This is a genomic window from Mesorhizobium sp. P2_D1 (assembly GCF_056404455.1).
This window is the reverse complement of record NZ_JBFUDZ010000078.1, coordinates 1-21,054: the sequence shown is the minus strand read 5'-3', so window position 1 is coordinate 21,054 and position 21,054 is coordinate 1. Positions and strand designations below refer to the sequence as shown.

Sequence of the window (21,054 nt, the reverse complement as noted above, 5' to 3'; positions counted from 1 at the left end):
CTCAGAGACTGTTTCGAAATTCGCGCCGGCGAGTGACAGAGTCCAAACGGTCTCTCAGGAATTGGGCGTGGTATGCGTGACCGTCCCCGCGGTCAGGATGCGCAGCACCCTGATCGCTTCCTCGCCGCTGGTGCGCGGCTCGGCCCGTGTTTCGATGCACTGGATGAAATGCTCCAGCTCACGCGTCAGCGGCATGCCCTGGGCAACCGCGACATAGGACGGCTCATTGGTGGTGAAGGCCCATTGGCCGCTGTCCTGCCACACAGCGTGGCGGTAGACGGCAAGCTTGCGTTCCCACGGTTCGACGTCGTCGAACACCGCCATCGCCTTGGTGCCGACCACGGTCAGCCGCCGCTCGCGGTAGGGATTGAGCCGCGAGGTGAAGAGATGGCTGCGCAGGCCGTTGGGAAAGCGCATGTGCAGATGCGCGAAGTCGCTGAGATTGTCGAGCAGTGCGGCGCCCTCGCCGCGCACCTCGATCGGCTCGGTGCCGGTGATCGCCAGGATCATCGACAAATCGTGCGGCGCCAAGTCCCACAGCGCGTCGTTCTCGGTGTGGAACTTGCCGAGGCCGAGCCGATGCGAATGGATGTAGCGGACTTCGCCGAGTTCGCCCTTGTCGATCAGCCCCTTCAGCGTCTCGAAGGCGGGATGAAAACGCAAGACATGGCCGACCATGAAGACGCGGCCATTGTCCTTGGCCGCCTGCACCGCGCGCTCGGCGTCCGGCACCGTCAGCGCGATCGGCTTCTCCACCAGCACGTCCTTGCCGCTCTCGGACGCGCGCACCGCGAGGTCGGCATGGAATTGCGGCGGCAACGCCATGACGATGGCGTCGATATCGTCACGGACGAACAGTTGGTCGGGCTCGATCGCCAGGCAGTCCTGCTCGCTGGCGAAGCCTTCGGCGCGAGCCCGGTTGGCGTCGGAGACCGCGTGCAGCGCGCCGAGCGCCTTGAGGGTGCGGATGTGGTTGCTGCCCCAGTATCCGCAACCGAGGACTGCAATGCGCGGTTTCATCTGTTTCAACTCTTAAAACTCGTGGCCGAGACATAGCGACGTGCCCCTACGAACTCAACCCCGGTGGCGGCAACCAAATGTCTGCGCGGCAAAGCTTTTCGACAATGACAATAAGCCGGCGCGCCGGTTGCTTCGAAGCTTGACAGGCTCGCCCTCCCAACCTTATATCCGCGCGACCTTGGCGAACGCCCCCGACATGCCTTTCGATTTAAGGCGGATTTCGGGCCTTTCGCCGCCCTGGCGGGGTAGCTCAGTTGGTTAGAGCACGGGAATCATAATCCTGGGGTCGGGGGTTCAAGTCCCTCTCCCGCTACCAATCCCATCCTAAGGGATTGATCTGATTATAAGCAGTTGATTTCAAAAAGATTCCATTCTCGCGCCCGGTACCTTTTGCCGGTACACTACGCGGATGGAAGACATGGCGAAACCCCTATACCTCGTCGGCACTGGCTCCGATCAGAAGCTCAAACGCAACGTCCCGAAGCACCTTGTCGGCCTTGCGGGGAAGACGGCTTGGATTGAGCGCATATCTCACTCTGACGCAAAAACGGCTAAAGAGCGTGCTGGCCTCTTCGCGGTTATGACCAATACCGAATTGCGGAAGTTGGAAGACCTTTACGCGCACCGCGACAGCAGCGCTGTCAATGAACCATCAGCCCTCAATCTCGACACGACGAGGGCACGGCAAATTGGCCTTTGGTATTTCAACAAGCGCGATCAAGAGAACCAGCAAACAGGCGCCTATTTGCTCGACCCCGAAGACCCCGACTACAACGAATTATTGGACGCAGCGGCAGAAGATTGCCAGCAGGCAATGAGAGAAGCGTCCGGGACAATGCGCACGACGGACCCCCGCGCACTTGAATTGCTGGTTGAACACGGCGTGCTATCGCGGTCGAAGGCAGACCAACGTAAGAAGCATCTTTCGAAGGAAGCCACGTACCAGACGTTTTCAATCGTCGAACTCAATCGACTTTTTGCGCTACCGCTATTCAACGGTTGCGTTGACGACAAACATGGTTGCCACAAGCCAGGACCAAATATCTTCAAGCGTCATCGATATTGGGCACCAATTATCTCGCTCTGGACTGGAATGCGCATGAACGAAATCTTGCAGCTTGAGAAAGCGGATTTCGGCATAACAGAAACCGGCGTGAGATATGTGCATGTCACCGACCAGGAGCACGGCGACTACTCGGAAGGCGTCGGAAAGCGCGTCAAAAGCAAAAGCGCTATCCAGGTTTCGTCGTTCCCGAAGCTCCGCGATGACACTGGCTATGCCCTCGGTGCGAAGGCGGATGGAGATGCCGCCTACATTGACGTCGATGCGCTCGACCAGCAACTGGATGATGCGTGCCTGCTCGGCGGGAAAGAGTTCCTCCCAAAGAGCATCGAACTGAATCAGAGCGTCGCGCACCTCGGTCTCGCTGATCTCGTCGCCGTGCTCGCGCGCGGTCGCCCAGGTCTTCACAATCATCTCTGGCGAGCGCAGCAGGATGCGTACCTGATCGATGACTGCGGCCTCGATTTCGCCGGCAGGCAGGCGCCGTATCGAGCAGGTTTCCGGCCCGAGTTTCTGTACGCTGGTGGTGACGTAGTACCTGTACAGCCGCCCCTTCTTCCTGGTGTGGGCAGGCGTCATTGCGTAGCCGTTCGGCGCGAAAATCAGTCCTCGGAGCAATGCCGGCGTCTGCCGACGGCAGTGCCCTGCCCGCTTGCGCGGATCCTCGGCAATGATCAAGCGGACATTTTCCCAGAGATCCTGCGAGATGAGCGGCTGGTGCTCGCCGGGATAGCTCGTGCCGTGCACGGCGTCGCCGATATACACCCGGTTGCTGAGCAGCTTATAGAGAAGGCCTTTGTCGAACGACTTCCCATTCTTGCGTCTGAGGCCCTCCGCATTCAGGGTTCGTGCCAAAATGGTCGCGGAACCTACTTGTAGGAATCTGCTGCGCCGCCAGAGCGGCGCCGATTGAGGGGTTTTGATAGGCGGGAAAATGACTGCCCTGAGCACCTGGTTGTGGTTGCAAGGCGCATGGTGGCGCACGGTTTGATCTGGCGCAAGGACGGTGGGCGATGTTCATGAACGGGATGGTGGCTTGGATATGGAGCGCTCTGCTGCCATCCTGAAAGGAGATCGCCATGAAAAGCATATCGAGAAGGGCAGCGCTCGGGCTCGCCGCTGCCGCAATACTGATGGCCGGCAGTGCCGGCGTCGTCCAGGCTGCTTCGCTTGTCCAGATATCGCTGTGGGACAAGGGCGCGAGCACTGAGATGCCAGTGGGGCTCGCCTATGCAACACAAGGACTCGATATCGCCAAGGCGACCATGGGCATCAAGACTTCGCCGGGTGCGGTGAAGGCCGGAGAGGTCACATTCAAGGTGACCAACGACTCCAAGGACACGGTTCACGAAATGATCGTGATGTACCTTGCCGATCCCCGCAAGCCGCTTCCTTACCTCGATGCCGAGAACCGGGTCGACGAAGACAGGGCCGGCGACAAGGGCGAAGTTTCGGAGCTCGATCCGGGTAAATCGTAACCGCTGTTCTCAGGCCACGGCCTTGAGTGGTGCGGGGGCGTAGGCCCAGGGCAGCAGGTCGTCGAGTTGGCTTTGCGGATGGCCGGCGACGATGCGGGTGATGACGTCGGTGAGGTAGGCGTACGGGTCGACGCCGTTGAGTTTTGCGGTTTCTACGAGCGAGGCGATGGTCGCCCAGTGCTCGCCACCGCCGTCGGAACCGGCGAAGAGCGCATTCTTCCGATTGAGGGCGATTGGCCTGATCGAGCGTTCGACCACGTTGGAGTCGATCTCGACGCGGCCGTCGTCGAGGAAGCGACCAAGTCCGGCCCAGCGCGAGAGCGGGTAGCGGATTGCTTCGGCGAGCTTGCTCTTCTGGCTGACCAGGGCGAGCTTCTCGCGCAGCCATGGCTGGAGGGTATCGATGACGGGGCGGCTTCTCTCCTGGCGGGCGGTGCGCCGCTCTTCGGGCGAGCGTCCCCGTATCTCGCTCTCGATCCTGTAGAGCTCGGCGATGCGCTGGAGCGCCTCCGTGGCAATCGGCGCGGGTCCGGACTGGGCCAGTTCGTAGAAGCGTCGACGGACATGCGCCCAGCAGAACGCCAGGCTCACGGCATTGCGCTCGGCCAGCGCCCGGTATCCGGCGTAGCCGTCGACTTGCAGGATTCCCACGAAGCCCTGAAGGTGGCGCAACGGCTGTTCAGCCTTGCGGTCGGGCGCATAGAGATAGGCGACGCCGGGTGGAGCGATCCCGCCCCAGGGGCGATCGTCGCGGGCGTAAGCGAACAGCTGGCCCGTCTTGGTGCGGCCGCGCCCGGGATCGAGCACCGGCGCCGTGGTCTCGTCGGCGAAGAGCTTGCCGGACGCCTTCAGCCGCTCGAACAGCCGCTCGTGGATCGGCCGGAGCAGGAAGGCTGCCTTGCCGACCCAGTCGGCGAGCGTCGATCGATCCAGGTTCACGCCTTGGCGGGCATAGATCTGCGCCTGGCGATACAACGGAAGGTGGTCAGCGTACTTGCCGACCAGAACATGGGCGACGGTCGCCTCGGTCGGGATGCCCCCCTCGACAAGCCGTGGCGGAGCCGCCGCTTGCACAACGACCTCCTCGCAGCTCCGGCAGGCATACTTCGGCCGGCGCGTGACGATCACGCGGAACTGGGCCGGCACGATGTCGAGGCGCTCGGAGCGATCCTCGCCCATGACGTGCAGCATTCCCTTGCAGCACGGGCAGACCTTGTCGGGGATGTCGATGACCTGCTCGATACGCGCCAGGTGCGCGGGCAGTGCACCGCGGTTGGCGCGGCGCTTGCTGGCGCGAGCCTCGCGCTTGGCGGGATCGGCGGTGTCCTCCGCGGCGAAGCCCTCCGCCTCGATCTGCTCGGCCTCTTCCAGGCCCAGCAGCAGCTGGTCGACCGGCAGGCTCTCTGCCCTGCGGCCGAAGCGGTGGCGCTGCAGTTCCTTGATGATCTGGCGCAACCGCTCGTTCTCGGCGCGCTCCGCCGCGAGCATCGCTTGAAGCGCGATCGGATCGTTGGTCTGAGGCTCGGCCGGGTTGCTCACAGGCCGATTCAATCATGCATTCCAATGCTTTGCCAGCGCCCCTAGCCTCCCATGGAATCAACTTGCCGCGACCGGCGCGCGCGTCTCGCGGGCGTCATGCACGCGCCGCCAATCCAACCCTTCCAGGAGCGCCTGCAATTGCGCCGCCGACAACCTCACCACGCCATCGGTGATGGCAGGCCAGCAGAACTTCCCGTCCTCCAGACGCTTGGCCAGCAGGCACACGCCGGTGCCGTCGAAGTACACCAGCTTGACCCGGTCGGCGCGCTTGGCCCTGAAGACGTAGACCGCGCCAGAGAACGGATCGGCGCCCATCGTCTCGCGCACCAGCGCCGCCAGGCCTTCGGCCCCCTTGCGGAAGTCCACCGGCTTCGTCGCGACCATCACCTTGACCACACCCGTCGGCCCGATCACGACGGCGCCTTCAGCGCACGGATCACCGCCGCCACCGTCCTGGCGTCGGCGCCACGACCGACCCGCATGGCGACGCCGTCAATCTCCAGCTCTATCACGCCGGTTTCTCGCGCGGCCTTCCGCTGCCGTGTCGATCTCGTGCGCTTCCCCGCCGGTTCGGGCTCCTGTGCCGCAACCACCGCTGGAACAAACAACGGCTCCGGTGCCGGCGCATTCGCCAACGGCACCCGCGCGGACCGGCGCCAGGCGAACAGCTGCTGCGGGGACAATGCATGTCGCCGAGCCACCGCGCTCACCGTCTCGCCAGCATCGTAGCTTTCCGCCACGATCCGCGCTTTCTCCTCCGGCAACCATTCGCGCCGCCGTCCAGAACCCGTGAATATCTCAAGCCGTCGAACCGGCTCCTCGTCCCTGGACTTAAGCGTAAGCTCTGAAATCGTCATGTGTCGAAGCCCTCAAAGGCTCCGAGCATCGTCGCTCACGACAACGCGCGAAAGGTGCCAACGGGACAGCGCTTACGGATGGAGTGACGAAGCGCTTGCTGAGATAAGGCGCCATCTCAAATAAATCAGTCTAGCAGACACAACAAAGTCTTTGTCACCGGCTCGCCGGTTATTCACCTTGTTCCAAGTTACGCTTTATCCGCCGGCAAATTTTGCTGCAATCGCCAGCGTTGCATGTCAAGATGGGCTGGGCAAAGGGTGGGGATTGTACATGCACACGGCAATGAGCCAGAAACTGGCGAGCTATGGCCAGTGGACGTATCGCGGTGCGTGGGCACTTGAAATCGTTGCGGCGATCATCGGTCTAACAACCGGCGTCGCTCTGAGTTACCGCGGCTTTGTTGCCAATCAGGCGGCGGACTCAATGGACCTTGTCCTTGCAAGTGCCCCGTTCTTTATGATCGCGATTGCTGAGCTGACGAAAATCCCAATCGCCACGCTTCTGTTCGGCGCCTCGTGGATTTGGAAACCTGTTATCCTGGCGTTTCTGCTCGTATTGGCCGGCATCACTTTTGAGACAGTCCTACTCGGATTGGAGCGTGCCAGCACAATGCGCGAAGTGCAGTATGCCAACTTCGCTAACCAAACTAAAGGACTTCAGCAAGAGCTCGAGAATCTCAAGGCTGCAGCCGAAAGCTTGCGAAACACTGACGACGAGGCAAAAGCCCGAAGCGATCTGGAGCAGCTCGGTGGATTGGCTGACACCGAGCGCGACAAATTGCGTGCACGGATAACAGAGGTTGACGAAGAGCTGCAGGCCGCAACCACCCTTTCACCAGCGGCAGCGCGAGCCAAAGAATATCTCGAAGAGAAACTAGCAGCACTAAGCGCACTGGTGGAACGGCGCGATCGAGAGATCAAGGACGCCGTGGAGCAGTTCGAGCGACAGCGGGATAGCTACGTTGAGCGCATAAAGAGCGCACGCGAAACAGGCGACCTTGCATCAGTGCAGCGCAACGAAGAAGGGCTGAACAAGCTGACTAACCCGCGGCCCAAAAAAGAGGCCGAATTCGCGCCGAAACTGGCTGAATTGGAGCCCGCAGCCGCCGCGGCCCGCGCTGAATATGAGAGGCTGCGAAAAGATAGTCCTCCGATGACCCCCGAAGACAAACAGCGCCTTGAGGCTAGGCGCAACGATCTGGAGAAACTCTACGACGGTACCGCTGCCGATTGGGATCGTAAACTTGACGAGGCACGTACTGGGCTAGCGGCCGCTCAAGAAGCCGCTACTCGCAAGTCAGAGACGCTCGCGAAGAACCAGCAGCGGCAAGAGGCCATCGCGACGGAACTGAGCCGCCTGGAAACAGAGCGCCTCCCGGTTGCTCGCAACGATCAGATCCGTAGGCTGGCAGCTCGCTGGTATGGGGTGAAGCCAGAAGACGTTACAGAACCCCAGGCCGGCACGGTTTCGACGATCTGGTTCGCCTCGCTTGCATTCATCGCCGCACTAGCGGGGCCGATCACGGCGATGGTCGCGCTGGCCCTACAACGCATCGGCGCACAGGCCGAGGTTCAGAGTGATAGGAAACTCTCGCGTTTGCTACGCCGAATGCTCCTACGCTGGCGGTGGCGCCGTGTCCGGAAAGTACCCGTGCAGGTGCCGTTCGACAGAGAAGTCGAAAAGCGTATCGAGGTTCCCGTCGAAGTCGAGAAGGTCGTCAAAGAGATCCTCTATGTTCCCATCCTTACTGACGACCCGGAAGCGTTGCGCCGGGCATTGGACCAGGAACTGCCCCCCGAAGTAGTCGATCTGGTGAGGGTTTCTGCAAAAGGGCAACGCGACCGCATAGAGAAAGCCCTGGAAGGTGACTTGCAATTAGATTTTGACGAGCCGGCAACGGGGGCGAAGCGGGGTAGCAGACGTGCTCGTACGACATAACACCAAGCTGCTCGAACAAGCGATCGATCTGCAGATCAAACGGTCGGCCATTCCAACTCTGCAGGCAGAAGCAGCTGCGCACGACAAGATCGCTCGTGCCAATGCGTTTCGGCGGATGGCTACCGGCGCTGCCATCGCCGTGGCCGCAGTTGGGATCGGTCTAGGTGTGTGGCTGGTCTTTGATCGCGACCCAACAATGATCCAACCGGAGCCGCCGGTCGCCCAAAACCAACCGTCAAACCCGAACGAGAACCAGCCAAAAGAGACAAAGAAATCAGAAGACGGAGCTCCGGGTGGCGAGACAGTTGCCGAGGAGGGCAAGACAGACAAGCCGAAGTCGCCGTCAAACGAGCAGCAGATGCCGCCGCCCACCGACCCAACCAATCCAGATACGTTCGATTTCGTAAAGTTCGCCAATCGCCAAGTGACTTACGCTGGCAACACTTGGCAACTCGAGTCCGGTCATCACTTCGACAGTGAGAAAGATCCAACTTGGGACACCGCTTGGTGTTATACGCGGAGGCTGGCGAACACCGGAGTCGAGGTTCAGGTAAGGCTTGTCAACAGAACCTCACCTACATCGAAGCCGCAGGCACCGGTGTCATCGATCGAGACACTCGCGTCGGTGGGCCTTGACGACAATTCGGCGCGAGAACTCGCCAGCCGTTGCCTCTGGCTCGACGAGGCCAGTTTCGCGCCAAGCGATTTCGATATGGACCATGAGCGGAAAGAAGCAGCGACCGCGGCCGAAGAACTCTCCGTGCAGGACGGATGGGACGCGATCGGAAACGATCTGCCGGGTATGCCTGCTTGGAATGTCTCGCTTGAGCAGTGTCAGGCCCAATGCGAAGCAGATCGCCGCTGCTTAGCACTCACCTACGATAAGAAGCACTCCGCCTGTTTCATGAAAAATAACGGGTCTATCCTGGTTAGGAGTCCTGATGCGGTGATGGCGGCGAAGGGAGCCATTAAGGCTAATCTTCAGTACTCCAGCCTTGTTTTCGCCAAGGACACAGTAGTCGTTGGGGGCGCTTACGCGAATGTACGGAGCAACTATGCCGACTGCGTATTGGCCTGCGCAGCTGATCAGAGATGTCTAGGCTTCAATTTTGACGGTCCGAACAAGATGTGCGCCGTGCTCGACACTGTGACATCATCGTCTCCCTTCAAGGGCGTGGTGTCGGGCGTTAAAGCCACCCGCAGTTGAATCGGCATCGGCCCGAAAACTGCGCAGAGAACGAAGCCATGACCGACAGTGACTCGAACATCCGTCACCGAAGAGCTTGAAAGCGCCGCCAATCGCATTGCGGACATGTCGCGGGCGGACCTACAGATTATCCTTCGACACGCAGCATTGATGCTCTTGTCCGCCGCCTTGCTCATTGCCCCTCCCCCGCCGTTGCGGCCCCGCTGGTTGGCGTACCTTATGTCGTCGACGGCGACACGATCGAGATCCAAGGGCAGCGAATCCGCTTCAATGGCATTGATGCGCCCGAGAGCGATCAGCTCTGCCTGGACAGTTCGGGTAAAAAGTATCTCTGCGGCCAGAAGGCATCTCTCGCCCTTGCTGATTTCCTGGCCCAGCATCGTCCAACATCATCATTGAGGTCGGCCACGATGGTCGTCGCCGCATGGTGGCTGTGTGGTAAGCGGTGTTCTCAGGCCACGGCCTTGAGCTCGGGAGCCGGGATGTAAGCCCATGGCTGTGCAGTGCACTGGATGTGTCCCGTTCCGGCTTCCATGCCTGGCTCAACCGAAACCCCAGCGCCCGGTCCCGGTATGACGAGGCTCTTCTTGTCGAGATAGACCGAAGCTTCAAGAGCAGCGACCGCACCTACGGCACACGCCGGGTCTGGCACGATGTCCTGGCGGAGGGGCTCTCTTGCGGCCTGCATCGCATCGAACGACTGATGCGGGAGAACGGCCTGCGAGCCCGGCCACGCCGACGTGGCTTGCCGAAGGATGCTGGGGAGCGGCTGGTCGCGTCAGTATCGCAGAACATCCTCGACCGCGCCTTCGAGGCATCGGCACCGAACCAGAAGTGGGTGGCCGACTTCACCTACATCTGGACCGCGCAAGGCTGGCTCTACGTTGCCGCAGTAGTCGACCTGTTCTCGCGCCGCGTCGTCGGCTGGTCGATGAAGGCCGAGATGACAGCCCAACTCGTCACCGACGCCCTCATCATGGCGATCTGGAGGAGAGGCAAGCCCGACAGTCTGCTGCATCATTCCGATCAGGGCAGCCAATATACGAGCGAGCAGTTCCAGCGGCTGATGGCCGACCATGGCATCACCTGCTCGATGAGCAGGTCCGGCAATGTCTGGGACAATGCGGCGATGGAGAGCTTCTTCTCGTCGCTCAAAACCGAGAGGACGGCCCGTAAGGTCTACAGGACGAGAGATGCCGCCAAGGCGTCGACTACATCGAGCGCTTCTACAATCCCAAGCGGCGCCACTCGACGCTGGGCTATCTCAGCCCAGTTGAGTTCGAGGAAATAGCGATGTTAGCTTAAGTGCCTATCCACTGAACCGGCAGCAGGCCAGATCCACCCGTCTCTCCGGTCCAAGGGCCCGGCGTCTCGGAGTTCCCAAACCCAAGGGTTGTCGGGCCCGCCTTGGTGCAATCAGTCATGGGGAGGCTGCGAATATGCGAACAATCGATCTTTGTGCGGTCGTCGCTCTGTGCATCGTGCCATCCAGCCTACTTGCGGCAGACCAAGTTTCCGTCGAACACGGTTTGTATATTTCGATCATCGGCGGCTGCCATTTCTGCCACACCGAAGGATACCGTGAAGCCGATGGGAAGATTGATCCGGCCAAGGCGCTCAAAGGCTCCTCGATTGGCTGGCAAGGCCCCTGGGGCACGACCTATGCTGCAAATCTCAGGGACTCGGCAATGGGCTTCACTGAGGACAAATGGATCGACCACCTCAAGAACAAGGTCAATTTGCCGCCGATGCCCTGGTACCAAATCCAAGCCATGAGCGAAAGCGACTTGCGTTCGGTGTATCTTTACATCAAATCGCTCGGACCCTCCGGCGATTTGGCACCGTTTTACCGGGAGCCTGGCAAGGAGCCGAGGACACCTTACGTCACACTAGTGCCACCTCAGACGCCGAAGAAGAAGTAACGACCTAGCGTCTCTTGGACTTCGGCGTGATCTCCTCGATCTGCGATTTACGCCGCCCTGAAGCATGGCCTGTTCAAGCGCCTCGGCTTCTCCCTTGACCTTGGTGCTCAGGATTGTGCGCCAGTGCGGCTTCTCGAGACGCTCACGATGTAGGTTGTCACCGACTTTTCAGGCATCGCTCGCCCTCTACGGCCCGATAGCCTTAGTTGCGTGACCACTAATATGCATATAAATTAATCGGCGCGGGAGGAGCCTTTCCCGACGACAATTCAAACGAGACGCGCCATGGACTGTGCGCTAGATATCCGCCCGGCCACCAGATCGGACAAGGATCGGTTTGAAGCTGCCATGACGATGGCGTTCAGCGCCGATCCGGTGGCGCGCTGGGCCTGGCCTGACCCGCTTCAGTACATAAATACATTCATGCCACTGGTGACTCTCTTTGGCGGGAAGTCTTTTGACCACGGCTCGGCCCATGTCATTGGCGATTTTTCCGGCGTGGCACAGTGGTTGCCGCCGGGGGTTCAACCGGACGATGGGCCGATAGGTGAACTCTTTGCGCAAAACATGTCTGAGCCGAAGCTTGGCGAGCTGCTGTTTGTGTTTGAACAGATGGCCGCTTATCATCCCCATGAACACCACTGGTACCTTCCCTTGATTGGGGTTGATCCCGTGTCTCAGGGGCGGGGATACGGAACGGAATTGATGCGGCATGGGCTGGTTGCTTGCGACCGCGATCAACAACCCGCCTATCTTGAAGCAACCAGCCCCGCCAACCGGCAGCTCTATGAGCGCCATGGCTTTCGGGTGTTGGGAGAGATTCGATCAGGAGATTCGCCACCGTTGTTCCCAATGATACGCGAACCCCGCTAACCCGAAACTCGCGCAGTCGGAATCTGCACGCACAAGGAAATGCGTATGCACGACCCAGAGGGTCGAACGAAGCGCAAGTAGTGGTTCCCCTCTACATCGCCGCAATCACCGCCACGATGCTCGTTAGCGCGGTCTGGCGTTACAGGCAGCGCGATAAGCCGCCCATCGTCATAACGGGTGTGGATGGGGGATACGACCTCCTCGGCCTTGCCGGTGCGACCCTTGTCGGACGCGTGTTGGGCATCAGCGATGGCACGCTGATGCTTGCTGGCGACGCCGGCGAGTTGCTGGCCGCAGCCGACAAGAGCCATGCTGGTTTCATCGAGGTGGCGGATGCGCTGGCGACCACAATGAGTTCCGAACTCCATCAAAAGGAGACATCGGCGCCACTGGCGCCTTCCTGTGTCGATGGCATCCGCAGACTGAACCTGCGCCAAGAAAACGTCGGTAGCGTCATTTGGGCAACTGGGTATGCCTATAGCTTCGACTGGTTGAAGCTGCCGGTCACCGATGCCAATGGCGTTCCAATCCAACAGCGCGGCATAACCGCCTGCCCCGAAGTCTATTTCCTCGGACTGCATTGGATGCACACGTGGCGGTCAGCCATTCTTCCCTCGTCGACCAGGATGCGGCCTACACCTTGCCGATCACTTTGACCCCTTGCGTTTGACGTGAATGCCTAACGCGTGCATCTTGCTCGATGGCGTACCAGGAAGGTCGATGTTCGAGATTTCGGATAAGGTGGCGATCATCACCGGATCGACAAGGGGCATCGGCTTGGCGATAGCAGAAGCCTTTGGGCAAGCCGGAGCCAAAATTGTCATCTCAAGCCGCAAGAAGGAGAATTGTGAGGAAGGTCTCAGACATCTCAATATGCAAGGGATCGAAGCGATTTCCCAACCTTGTAACATGAGCAAAAGGGATCAGGTCGAACAACTCGTCAACAGAGCCGTTAGTCAGTACGGCCGTCTGAACATTGTCGTCGGCAGCGCGGCTGCCAACCCCTTCTTCGGATCTCTCACCGATATAGAAGACGCTGCTTTTGAAAAGATCTTTGCCACCAACCTGCGGGGCAATCTCTGGCTGTGCAAGGCGGCGCTTCCCCATATCGCAGACGCTGGAGGCGGATCGGTGATCATGATTTCGAGCATTGCCGCCCTGCGCGGTACTGAGGGCATCGGCGCCTATGGAGTTTCCAAGGCTGCGCTGATCCAACTGACCCGCACCTTGGCGGTTGAGTGGGGTCCGAAAGGTATTCGCGTCAATTCCATAGCGCCAGGACTCGTCAAGACGGAGTTCGCGCGGGAATTGTGGGAAGATCCGGAACGGCTGGAGAAAATCGAAAATCACACGCCACTTCGTCGGATAGGAACGCCAGAAGACATTGCCGGGGTGGCTCTGTTTCTGGCGTCCGATGCCAGCGCCTATGTAACGGGGCAGGTCATCATCGCGGACGGAGGCGAACTGATCTCCTGAATCCGCGCCAACCTGCCACGTGGAACAGAGACAAGCACGGGTCGACCCTCATGAGTTTCGCAGTCCGCCCCCTTGACACCAATCTCAGCGCTTCAGCCGAACGGTATCCGACAAAGCCCGCCGTCTTCATCGAAGATCGTGTCGTTACCTATGAAGAACTCGATCAACTGGCGAATGCGGTGGCTGCGTTCCTGCAATCTAAATTGTCGCTGGCGCGCGGCGAGACAGTGCTGCTTATCCTCGAAAACGATCTGGAATTCATCATTTCCTATTATGCCGTGCTGCGGGCCGGCGGTGTCGTCATTCCCATAAATCCTAGAAAGACGGCGCGCGAAGTGCAGCAGATCCTGGCTGATGCGAGGCCCGGACTCGCGGTTACATACGGCGCTCAGGCGTCACTCTTGCTGGCGGGGCCGATAGAATGCCTGCGCGGCGGATTGATTGTTGGGGCCCCAGAAACCAACCGATTAAATGTCGGCCCCGCTGGACGGCAGTGGGAATCCTTCGAGCAGGCCACAGAATGCGGAGGGATGCCTGCAAAGCGAGGGGTGCAACGCGATGACTTGCGCTGATCGTCTACACCTCGGGCACGACAGGCGATCCGAAAGGTTGCGCACACCTTCACGGCGGGGTCCAGCGCGCTATTGCAAGCACGCGCAAAGCCAGCGCTATCACGTCGGATGATGTCGCTCTGGTAAGCCTTCCGCTTTACCACGTCACCGGCATGCAAAGCTCTATGAACGTGCCGATCGCAGCGGGCGCAGCGCTTGTCCTTGCAGGGCAGTGGAATGCTGAGATCGCCGCAAAGTTGATCGAGCGTCACAAGATCACGTGTTGGCGCAATATCGCGACCATAATGAAAGATTTTGTCGAAGCGACAGGTATCGCAAGGTACGACCTATTGAGTCTGAAGTTCCTGGGTGGCGGTGGCGCTGCCATGCCAGTTTCCCTGCACGAGCGGGTCCATGCTGTCACCGGCCTGCACTATGTCGAGGGGTTCGGCATGACTGAAACCATGGCGGCGACGCATATGAATCCGCGCGCTGCGCCGAAGCCGGGATCGATCGGCCTCCCGCTCGAGGGTGTTGAAGCGAGTATCGTCTCACTTGACACAGGAGAACCTTGCGAGACCGGCGTCGATGGAGAGCTCGTCATCGCCTCGCCGCAACTGTTCAGCGGATATTTCCGCCGGCCAGCGGAAACGGAGGCCACCTATATGCATCGCAATGGGAAGAAGCTCTTCATGACAGGCGACATAGGCCATGTGGATGCCGACGGCTTCTTGTTCATCACCGATCGCCGCAAACGGATGATCAACATATCCGGATTCAAAGTCTGGCCTGCCGAGATTGAGAAGGTGCTGATGTCGCATGCCGATGTCGCCGACGCGGGCGTGACTGGCATCGAGGACGAACGGCGCGGACAGTCGGTCAAGGCTCTCGTCGTGCTGAAGCCGGGTAGACCTGAGGAGGATGCTTCCGCAAAATTGACCTCGTGGTGCGAGGAGAACTTATCGTCGTACAAGATCCCACGAATTTTCGAGTATAGAAAGTCTCTACCCCGTACATCGACAGGAAAGCTCGATTGGAAAGCATTGGGTTAACTGTACCGCTTCGAGTTAACCGGGCGATAGAACACGRTTCTGGATGTCGATCTTGAGGATGCCTTGAACTTGCCGAAGCAACCGCGGAGGTTGAAGGTCCGCTAGTAGTTCCCTCACCACAAGCTGACCTACTGCTTCCGGGCAAAGGCTGCCGGACCGGCGTTGGCACCAGCGAACGCAGGGGATGCGCTAATTGCAGTCCTTCGTCGTATGATTTGATGTATACTCAGCGAACGTTATCATCCGATCTATGGGATTGGCGGTATGATCGAAGGTGGCTGTCTTTGTGGGGCGATTCGATACCGATCAATCAAGGCCCCGACTGCGGGAGCCTTCTGCCACTGTCGGATTTGTCAAAAGGCCTATGGCGTTCCGCATATGGCCGGTCTGCGCTTTGACGACGGCGTAGAATTCACACAAGGGACGCCCACCTATTTTCGATCAAGTGAAGTGGCACAACGGGGATTTTGTACTGGATGCGGTTCCCTCGCTCGTGTTCGTCTACGACAAAGCTCCGGACATGTGGATAATGATTGGCTCGCTCGACCATCCAGAGGATTGGCCGATGACCGCAGAAGCCTTGTGGGACAGGTCGTTCACACTCAGACTAACTACAAAATCGAATGGGAGGTTTTGAATGACGGACTTCCACAGGTAACGAGCCCGTTTCGCGACGCAGCGGAAGCTTTATTGTTTGGTTAGACACAAATGCAGGAATCGCCACTTTGCTCTTTTTCTCGGCGAATACTGATCTCCAACAACTTTCGCTTGGCAGGTACGACGCTGGCCGGCGATTGATGACCAATCGCCGGCTCTTATTGCGTTAGTTGGCGCTTGCAACAGGCGCGACTAGTGGCGTGATGCGGCGGATGCCAACGCGCCGATTTTCACGAGCGGCTTCTTCGGTCTTCACCTTCAGATACTGCTCGCCGTAACCCTGCGTTACCAAGTTTTCCGGCGGAATTGCAAAGCTGTTGGTAAGGGCGGACGCGACGGATTCGGCGCGCCTGTCCGACAGCGCGAGATTGGCTTCGTCCGAGCCGACAGCGTCGGTGTGACCCTCGATCAGGAAGGTTTCAGCCGGATTCTCGCCCAATAGTTTCTCCATGGCCTCGGCGAGACCCTTCAGCTTTCCCAATTCGCCTTCAGCTATATCAGCTGACCCGGTCTCGAAAGTCAGCGTATCGAGGTCCACGCGGCGGACAATATCACGAAGACGGGCCGAGCGCTTCACTTCGTCAACGGAGTAGAGTCGTTGGATGCGCTCGACCGGAGGCTGGTCCAGAAACGTGTAGTATCGCTGCGGGTCGTCTTCGTCGGCCGCATCTAGGACATAATCATTCACCGGAATCGTGAGCCGGATTGGGGGCAGGTCGAGGCCAGGATCCCGCCAGTTGTTGTCGCGGTAGTATTCATCGTCAACATAGACCATCACGAACTCGCGGCCATCCGCGGTGATGCGGGAGCGCCGGATCACGTTGCCATATCGATCCCGCACAGTGACAATTTGGTTGCCGTTCTCGCGCACGATCGTCTCGCGGGTGCGGCCACGGGGAAGGTCTTCATAGTAGACCTCCTTGGCGCCACGAGTCATGCGCGGCCGGTCGTTACTTTCGACGCCGAACTGGATAATGATCCGGTCGCCGATCTCGCGGACCACGTCAGTTCCCTCCGGACGCTCGCGCTTCGCCCCTCCTCCTCGGGCGAGCGGTCGCGCCGCGAGCCTTCTTCTGACTTGACGGACTCAATCTTCTTAGGCTGGGCAGCCTCAGTCGCTGCAGCGTCGGACGTCGGAGGGGGATCAGCATCTGGGGGTGCCGGTTGGTCCGTCTGCTCTCCCGTCGTTGCGGGTGCTGGTCCATTGCTCGGAGCAGATTCCTTCTGACTGTCCAAAACAGGGGCTGCAGCGGAGCATCGATCATTTGCCGGAGCACAAGCAGGAGGAACTGGCCCGTGTGGTCGAAATCCTGCATGCCGATTCGAGGACGCGCTGACGGAGAGCAGTGCGGACTGGAAGAAGAGCGGCCCTATCCTGAAGATCATCCTGTTCGGCTCCTATGCCCGCGGTGACTGGGTCGACGAGCCACTGACGATGATGGGCTACCGAAGCGATTTCGATCTGCTGGTGGTCGTCAACAACAACAAGCTCTCCGACTTCGCCTACTGGTACAAGGCGAAGGGCCGGCTGGAACGTGATCGCGCCATCAAGACGCCGACCAGCTTCATCGTGCACAGCCGGCGCTTCGCGGGCCTAGGTAGGTCGTGGGCCGACAAAGGCCCGGACAGTGTCGCTGCGCACCTGACGGGTGCGCATACACCAGCAACGCTTGACAGCAACCCCGACAGCCTTATCCAGGTGCATCAAGCCGAGTGGCAGGTGCCATCACGACACGTCATACTGCTGCGCCAGCGAGGCGGAAAGCTGGTCGGCGAAACGGGCAGCAGCCACCGGTAGGGTGCGGCCCTTGAGTTGGCCGACATAGAGCATGCCAGCGGGCACGTCGCGCGGGTCGAGCGGCCGGGAGATCATGTCACCAGTCATCGTCTGGTGGGACAGGCCAATTGGGAAATGGAAAGTGATGATATCCTCCGAGATAGCATGGTTGCGCAGGAATTCGAAGCTGTCCGATTGAATCACCGGCTCCAGCTGCAGCGATGACGATTGCGCCCCGATGTCGAGCAGGTAGCGCACGCCGTAACTTGATGTGGGAAGCGCGATTGGATAGTCGAGGCAAGCGCGCAAGCGCACCGTCTCGTGAGAAGCCAGCGGATGATCGGGCCGCATAACCGCATGCACTGGCTGGTGCACCCGCATCAGCGTCATGAAAGCAGCTAGCCGGGTTGGCTCGTAGACGATGGCGATGTCGGCCGTGTGATCGACCAAGGCACGCTCGGCCTCCTCCCGGTCGCGCAGGTGCACTCCGAAGGTCACATTCGGATGTTCCTTGCGGTAGAGTGAGATCTGCATCGGCAGGTGGTAGGGCAATAGCGCCTGGCTGCAGGCGATAGCCACATGGCCGCGCCGGGCGCCAGCAAGGTCTGCAATCTGCGATTTCACGTGCTCCATATCGGATAACTGGTTGCGCATGTGCTGCACTAGAAGCTCGCCGGCGCTGGACAATCGCACGCCGTGAGGCAGTCGCTCGAAAATCGCAACGCCGAGTTCGGCCTCCATCGCCAATATACGCCGGTTGAGCGCCGTCGAGGTTATGGCGAGCAATTCCGCGGCGGCGCGGATCGAACCGGTCTTGGCCACCACATTGATATAGTGAGCGGAGTTCAGGTAACGCATCGGCGGCCTCTGGCATCACCGCTGCAATTTTTGCAGCAGGCTGAACAAAACATAGCACAAGACAGCAGCACGTCATCGAGATAATTAATTCGTAGCGCTCCCATCTCCGGTGACTTAGCTCACAACCAGCTCCGACAAGAGCTTTTTTGCGATCTGCAAATACTGATCAAACAATTGCCTGCTAGACCACGCCAGCGCCGGCTCGATTGTGCCAGGATCGGAAATCCTGGAGCAACCGAACCGTAAATGCAACTTCAACCTGAAGGAACGACTAGATGACGTCGACCATCTCTTCCAGACTTACCTTCCTTGTATTTACCGTCGGATGCATCGCATTGCCGTTACTCTTCCATTACGCACCGGCTGGGGATTTTCCCTCGAAATATGCTAGGACCGCCCCGGCGGGGCTGGCCGCGCAACCGACGCGCATAGACATCGACAACGAGGCGCACGCGATCCGCTTCTACATCGACGGCAACCAGGTCGCCGTGCTCGACGAGTCTGGTTTCAAGCCATGAGGCCACAGAGCCAGGAGAGCAAAACCGTCAAGAAATTCGTTATGTCAGGGCTGTTCGTCGTGCTTGCCCTGTCGCAGACGGCGGAGGCCCAGAAGAAAGTCCCGGTGACGCAGGACGTTGCCGCCAAGGCCGAGCAGGCCAAGCCGCCGCTGGACACATAGCCACAGGCGGGGTCAAGCCCGCGGCGCAGGCAAATGTGCCGGCCACCGACGGGTCGCAGTACCCGCCGGCACTGTATTTCAATTTCCAGTAGGTCGTTGCTTGCCGGCGCGGGGATCGACGACCTCCGCGCCACGGGGGGTCGGCGCCGACCTTGGAGCGATTGCCCGCTTGATGAGGCGGCGGCAAGCAGGAAAGCTCGGCGGGAGGCTGGCGGGAGCCAACGCGGCGCCGGTCGTCGGCTCGCAGAGCTTTGTATCGTCCTGCCCGGGCCGCCGAAGCTGCCGCCTGGCATGGTGCTGCCCTTTTCCTGGGTGAATGTGCGCGGCGACCGGGCCTTGATTTCCGGGCACGGGGCGCAGGAGCCGGACGGCTTGCTGGCCGTGCCGTTCGGCGTTGTCGGCGACGATGTCACGCTGGACAAGACCGGCCTGTCGGCGCGCAAGGTCGGCCTGTCGATGCTTGGCAGTGGGTAACTGACCCATTGCCATTTTCCTTTATTGGCACGCGGCGCGCTGGAGCAGACGCGCTGAAAGCTGGGCGGGGTTTGGCGGGAATGGAAGGGAAGGCCGCTAGCCGCGCATCCACGGCATATCGATCGCCCCGAGCGATACAACGATCCCGAGGGCCACTAGCGCAACGCCCAAACTACCTTCGAAGCGGCGGACACGGGGCGGCAGCTTCTCGACGAAGACGACCAGCGTCAAAAGCAGCATCCAGGCGATGCTCATGACGCCGGTCGCGACCAGCACGGCAAACAGCGCCCAGCAGCAGCCAAAGCAATAGAGGCCATGGCGCAGCCCCATCTCGAGCGCGCCAACACGCCCGTCGCGCCAGTGCTGCGCAACGAAGGCAAGCGGCGAACGGCAATGGCTGAGGCAAATGTGCTTGAGGGTTGTGAATTGGTAGAGCCCTGCGACGCCAAGCGTGGCACCGAGCGCGCAGCGTGATGGTGTCGATTGTCGAGAGCGGCCGCGGCGCCGGTGTGCGGGGTGGGCTTTTGGACCCACGGGCACCGTGGTGCCCGGCCTGAGAGCGTAAGCGAACCCCGACAGTTTTACGGATTGCAGGCAGCGCTGTGGATAACCGATGCAGGAGACAAAAGGCCCGCCGCCCCACTTGCCAAGCGACGGGCCTTTACCCCTTGTCGGGCGGCTGTCTTTACCCAAGACCCCCCCACAGGAGCCAGCCAATCCACGACAGCGAACCCCGCCGCTACTATTTAGCAACGTTGCAAATGCGCCGCATTTCAACTTTTCTGTAATGAGATGCACCGATGCGCCTTGGTTAAAATCGTACAGATGGCTGGTGAGCCCATGCGGACCAAACGCCTTGGTATATTAGCGCTTGCGAATGGTGTACAATTGACGGCATCGGTCGCTCTCGGGGACATTTCGGTGCACGGGATCGGACAAGCACGCTTGGGGAGCTTCGCACTCGTGATCGCCACGGCCGCCGCACTTGACGATGTCTCTGCGCATAGCGCTCGAAGTAACTGGACCTATCCGCCAGCCTGCTGTCATGGCGATCCGGTGATCGGAGAATGCGATACGATTCCCAGCACAACCGTGCCCCCCCGACCTGATGGCTATGTCATCATCTTGAGGCCTGGCGATCACCATAGAGTCACTCGCCCAAACCGCTATTTCGTCCCCTACGATGCCGTAATTCCGTCCGGCGATGACAATTTCCATATCTGCCTGCACCCGACCGAGGAGCACGAAAACTGCTTCTTTGCACCGTCAGAGGCGATGTAGGCTGGCACCAAGCCTATCGGCGTCCACCCCGTCTATATTCGCCGGGATCGATAAAGTGCCCTGCCCACAAGTTGCGTTTGGCAATGCGAGCTTCGCGCTCTTCGCCAAGGTATCGAGGCGATTGTTTATCGGCAACCGCCAATCCGTGTTTGACCAGATCGCGGGCGAGATCGATGCCGCCCACGAAGCAGACGCCGACATCGTTATCATAGCGGTCCTTGCCTTCGATGGTGCAGGATACATCCCCGGAGGCAATGAGATGGCGAATGTGGTCACGCGCATACCTGCCGCAGGGCCAGATTTTGTCAGCGGCATCAAAACACGGCTGCGAAAGTTCGGGGGCATCGATAC

General features: G+C 60.0%; 21 protein-coding genes, 1 tRNA gene and 2 pseudogenes. 15 read left to right on the top strand and 9 right to left on the bottom strand.

What is annotated here, in order from left to right; genetic code table 11:
• Positions 1-54: 54 nt before the first annotated feature.
• Positions 55-1,020 carry a Gfo/Idh/MocA family protein gene (locus AC1D0I_RS30355; protein ID WP_095081773.1) on the bottom strand — a complete coding sequence of 322 codons (966 nt, stop codon included), beginning with the start codon at positions 1,018-1,020 and terminating at the stop codon, positions 55-57.
• 239 nt (positions 1,021-1,259) lie between these two features.
• Here AC1D0I_RS30355 and AC1D0I_RS30350 point away from each other — a divergent pair.
• Positions 1,260-1,336: transfer RNA gene (locus AC1D0I_RS30350), tRNA-Met, on the top strand.
• Between the two features lie 672 nt (positions 1,337-2,008).
• Here the strand turns inward: AC1D0I_RS30350 and AC1D0I_RS30345 are convergent.
• Positions 2,009-3,034, bottom strand: coding sequence for a recombinase family protein (locus AC1D0I_RS30345; protein WP_477399725.1), 1,026 nt, complete (start codon positions 3,032-3,034; stop codon positions 2,009-2,011).
• A gap of 128 nt (positions 3,035-3,162) precedes the next feature.
• Here AC1D0I_RS30345 and AC1D0I_RS30340 point away from each other — a divergent pair, with 128 nt between their 5' ends.
• Positions 3,163-3,561 carry a hypothetical protein gene (locus tag AC1D0I_RS30340; protein WP_477399720.1) on the top strand — a complete coding sequence of 133 codons (399 nt, stop codon included), beginning with the start codon at positions 3,163-3,165 and terminating at the stop codon, positions 3,559-3,561.
• Between the two features lie 9 nt (positions 3,562-3,570).
• Here the strand turns inward: AC1D0I_RS30340 and tnpC are convergent, their stop codons facing one another.
• The 3 genes from tnpC to tnpA form a co-directional block, all read right to left on the bottom strand.
• Entirely contained in the window at positions 3,571-5,049 is a 1,479-nt protein-coding gene (gene tnpC, locus AC1D0I_RS30335; protein WP_352611486.1) for an IS66 family transposase, read from the bottom strand.
• A 108-nt stretch (positions 5,050-5,157) separates the two neighbouring features.
• Positions 5,158-5,484 carry an IS66 family insertion sequence element accessory protein TnpB gene (gene tnpB / locus AC1D0I_RS30330; RefSeq protein ID WP_224690299.1) on the bottom strand — a complete coding sequence of 109 codons (327 nt, stop codon included), beginning with the start codon at positions 5,482-5,484 and terminating at the stop codon, positions 5,158-5,160.
• A 26-nt stretch (positions 5,485-5,510) separates the two neighbouring features.
• Complete coding sequence (tnpA, locus tag AC1D0I_RS30325) at positions 5,511-5,957, bottom strand: IS66-like element accessory protein TnpA (protein ID WP_023772704.1); 447 nt, start codon at positions 5,955-5,957, stop codon at positions 5,511-5,513.
• A 283-nt stretch (positions 5,958-6,240) separates the two neighbouring features.
• Between tnpA and AC1D0I_RS30320 the strand changes: the two genes are divergently transcribed.
• The 10 genes and pseudogenes from AC1D0I_RS30320 to AC1D0I_RS30275 all read left to right on the top strand — a co-directional run bounded on the left by AC1D0I_RS30320 (position 6,241) and on the right by AC1D0I_RS30275 (position 15,679).
• Positions 6,241-7,896, top strand: a complete 1,656-nt coding sequence (locus AC1D0I_RS30320) for an ABC transporter permease (RefSeq protein ID WP_477399718.1) — start codon at positions 6,241-6,243, stop codon at positions 7,894-7,896.
• Positions 7,880-9,103: a PAN domain-containing protein gene (locus AC1D0I_RS30315; protein ID WP_477399716.1), complete on the top strand. Its 1,224-nt coding sequence runs from the start codon at positions 7,880-7,882 to the stop codon at positions 9,101-9,103. Before AC1D0I_RS30320 ends, AC1D0I_RS30315 begins: the two co-directional genes overlap by 17 nt.
• Positions 9,104-9,596: 493 nt before the next feature.
• A pseudogene (locus AC1D0I_RS30310) lies at positions 9,597-10,408 on the top strand (IS3 family transposase); the annotation flags it as partial.
• A gap of 134 nt (positions 10,409-10,542) precedes the next feature.
• Entirely contained in the window at positions 10,543-11,025 is a 483-nt protein-coding gene (locus tag AC1D0I_RS30305) for a hypothetical protein (protein ID WP_477344824.1), read from the top strand.
• A gap of 285 nt (positions 11,026-11,310) precedes the next feature.
• Entirely contained in the window at positions 11,311-11,898 is a 588-nt protein-coding gene (locus AC1D0I_RS30300; RefSeq protein ID WP_477344822.1) for a GNAT family N-acetyltransferase, read from the top strand.
• An 80-nt stretch (positions 11,899-11,978) separates the two neighbouring features.
• Positions 11,979-12,554, top strand: coding sequence for a hypothetical protein (locus tag AC1D0I_RS30295; protein ID WP_477344820.1), 576 nt, complete (start codon positions 11,979-11,981; stop codon positions 12,552-12,554).
• A 64-nt stretch (positions 12,555-12,618) separates the two neighbouring features.
• Entirely contained in the window at positions 12,619-13,374 is a 756-nt protein-coding gene (locus AC1D0I_RS30290; protein WP_477344818.1) for an SDR family NAD(P)-dependent oxidoreductase, read from the top strand.
• Positions 13,375-13,424: 50 nt separating this feature from the next.
• The gene (locus AC1D0I_RS30285) at positions 13,425-13,946 is read left to right on the top strand and encodes an AMP-binding protein (RefSeq protein ID WP_477344816.1); all 522 of its coding nucleotides are present in this window, start codon (positions 13,425-13,427) and stop codon (positions 13,944-13,946) included.
• On the top strand, positions 13,943-14,977 hold the full coding sequence (locus tag AC1D0I_RS30280) for an AMP-binding protein (protein WP_477344949.1): 1,035 nt from the start codon (positions 13,943-13,945) through the stop codon (positions 14,975-14,977). The genes AC1D0I_RS30285 and AC1D0I_RS30280 overlap by 4 nt, the downstream gene beginning before the upstream one ends.
• Positions 14,978-15,241: 264 nt before the next feature.
• Entirely contained in the window at positions 15,242-15,679 is a 438-nt protein-coding gene (locus tag AC1D0I_RS30275) for a GFA family protein (RefSeq protein ID WP_477344814.1), read from the top strand.
• Positions 15,680-15,800: 121 nt separating this feature from the next.
• Here AC1D0I_RS30275 and AC1D0I_RS30270 read toward each other — a convergent pair whose 3' ends face one another.
• Positions 15,801-16,637, bottom strand: coding sequence for an OmpA family protein (locus tag AC1D0I_RS30270; RefSeq protein WP_477344812.1), 837 nt, complete (start codon positions 16,635-16,637; stop codon positions 15,801-15,803).
• 241 nt (positions 16,638-16,878) lie between these two features.
• Here AC1D0I_RS30270 and AC1D0I_RS30265 point away from each other — a divergent pair.
• Positions 16,879-17,219: pseudogene (locus AC1D0I_RS30265) on the top strand (nucleotidyltransferase domain-containing protein); the annotation flags it as partial.
• A gap of 141 nt (positions 17,220-17,360) precedes the next feature.
• Here the strand turns inward: AC1D0I_RS30265 and AC1D0I_RS30260 are convergent.
• Positions 17,361-18,269, bottom strand: coding sequence for a LysR family transcriptional regulator (locus tag AC1D0I_RS30260; protein ID WP_379102991.1), 909 nt, complete (start codon positions 18,267-18,269; stop codon positions 17,361-17,363).
• Positions 18,270-18,544: 275 nt separating this feature from the next.
• Between AC1D0I_RS30260 and AC1D0I_RS30255 the strand changes: the two genes are divergently transcribed.
• Positions 18,545-18,787 carry a hypothetical protein gene (locus AC1D0I_RS30255; RefSeq protein WP_477344810.1) on the top strand — a complete coding sequence of 81 codons (243 nt, stop codon included), beginning with the start codon at positions 18,545-18,547 and terminating at the stop codon, positions 18,785-18,787.
• A 452-nt stretch (positions 18,788-19,239) separates the two neighbouring features.
• Positions 19,240-19,422 (top strand): hypothetical protein, encoded by a 183-nt coding sequence (locus AC1D0I_RS30250; RefSeq protein ID WP_477344808.1) that lies wholly within the window; start codon positions 19,240-19,242, stop codon positions 19,420-19,422.
• Between the two features lie 96 nt (positions 19,423-19,518).
• Here the strand turns inward: AC1D0I_RS30250 and AC1D0I_RS30245 are convergent, their stop codons facing one another.
• Positions 19,519-19,956, bottom strand: a complete 438-nt coding sequence (locus AC1D0I_RS30245; protein ID WP_477399722.1) for a DUF2182 domain-containing protein — start codon at positions 19,954-19,956, stop codon at positions 19,519-19,521.
• Positions 19,957-20,716: 760 nt separating this feature from the next.
• On the bottom strand, positions 20,717-21,054 hold a 338-nt coding region (locus AC1D0I_RS30240), incomplete at its 5' end, for a thermonuclease family protein (protein ID WP_477399712.1).

What these genes read in the sequence shown, in the direction of transcription:
- AC1D0I_RS30355 (WP_095081773.1), bottom strand. Translation starts at nt 1,020, where the DNA reads ATGAAACCGCGCATTGCAGTCCTCGGTTGCGGATACTGGGGCAGCAAC.
- AC1D0I_RS30260 (WP_379102991.1), bottom strand. Translation starts at nt 18,269, where the DNA reads ATGCGTTACCTGAACTCCGCTCACTATATCAATGTGGTGGCCAAGACC.
- AC1D0I_RS30305 (WP_477344824.1), top strand. Translation starts at nt 10,543, where the DNA reads ATGCGAACAATCGATCTTTGTGCGGTCGTCGCTCTGTGCATCGTGCCA.
- tnpA (WP_023772704.1), bottom strand. Translation starts at nt 5,957, where the DNA reads ATGACGATTTCAGAGCTTACGCTTAAGTCCAGGGACGAGGAGCCGGTT.
- AC1D0I_RS30255 (WP_477344810.1), top strand. Translation starts at nt 18,545, where the DNA reads ATGACGTCGACCATCTCTTCCAGACTTACCTTCCTTGTATTTACCGTC.
- AC1D0I_RS30275 (WP_477344814.1), top strand. Translation starts at nt 15,242, where the DNA reads ATGATCGAAGGTGGCTGTCTTTGTGGGGCGATTCGATACCGATCAATC.
- AC1D0I_RS30340 (WP_477399720.1), top strand. Translation starts at nt 3,163, where the DNA reads ATGAAAAGCATATCGAGAAGGGCAGCGCTCGGGCTCGCCGCTGCCGCA.
- AC1D0I_RS30250 (WP_477344808.1), top strand. Translation starts at nt 19,240, where the DNA reads ATGGTGCTGCCCTTTTCCTGGGTGAATGTGCGCGGCGACCGGGCCTTG.
- AC1D0I_RS30300 (WP_477344822.1), top strand. Translation starts at nt 11,311, where the DNA reads ATGGACTGTGCGCTAGATATCCGCCCGGCCACCAGATCGGACAAGGAT.
- AC1D0I_RS30320 (WP_477399718.1), top strand. Translation starts at nt 6,241, where the DNA reads ATGAGCCAGAAACTGGCGAGCTATGGCCAGTGGACGTATCGCGGTGCG.
- tnpB (WP_224690299.1), bottom strand. Translation starts at nt 5,484, where the DNA reads ATGGTCGCGACGAAGCCGGTGGACTTCCGCAAGGGGGCCGAAGGCCTG.
- tnpC (WP_352611486.1), bottom strand. Translation starts at nt 5,049, where the DNA reads ATGCTCGCGGCGGAGCGCGCCGAGAACGAGCGGTTGCGCCAGATCATC.
- AC1D0I_RS30285 (WP_477344816.1), top strand. Translation starts at nt 13,425, where the DNA reads ATGAGTTTCGCAGTCCGCCCCCTTGACACCAATCTCAGCGCTTCAGCC.
- AC1D0I_RS30290 (WP_477344818.1), top strand. Translation starts at nt 12,619, where the DNA reads ATGTTCGAGATTTCGGATAAGGTGGCGATCATCACCGGATCGACAAGG.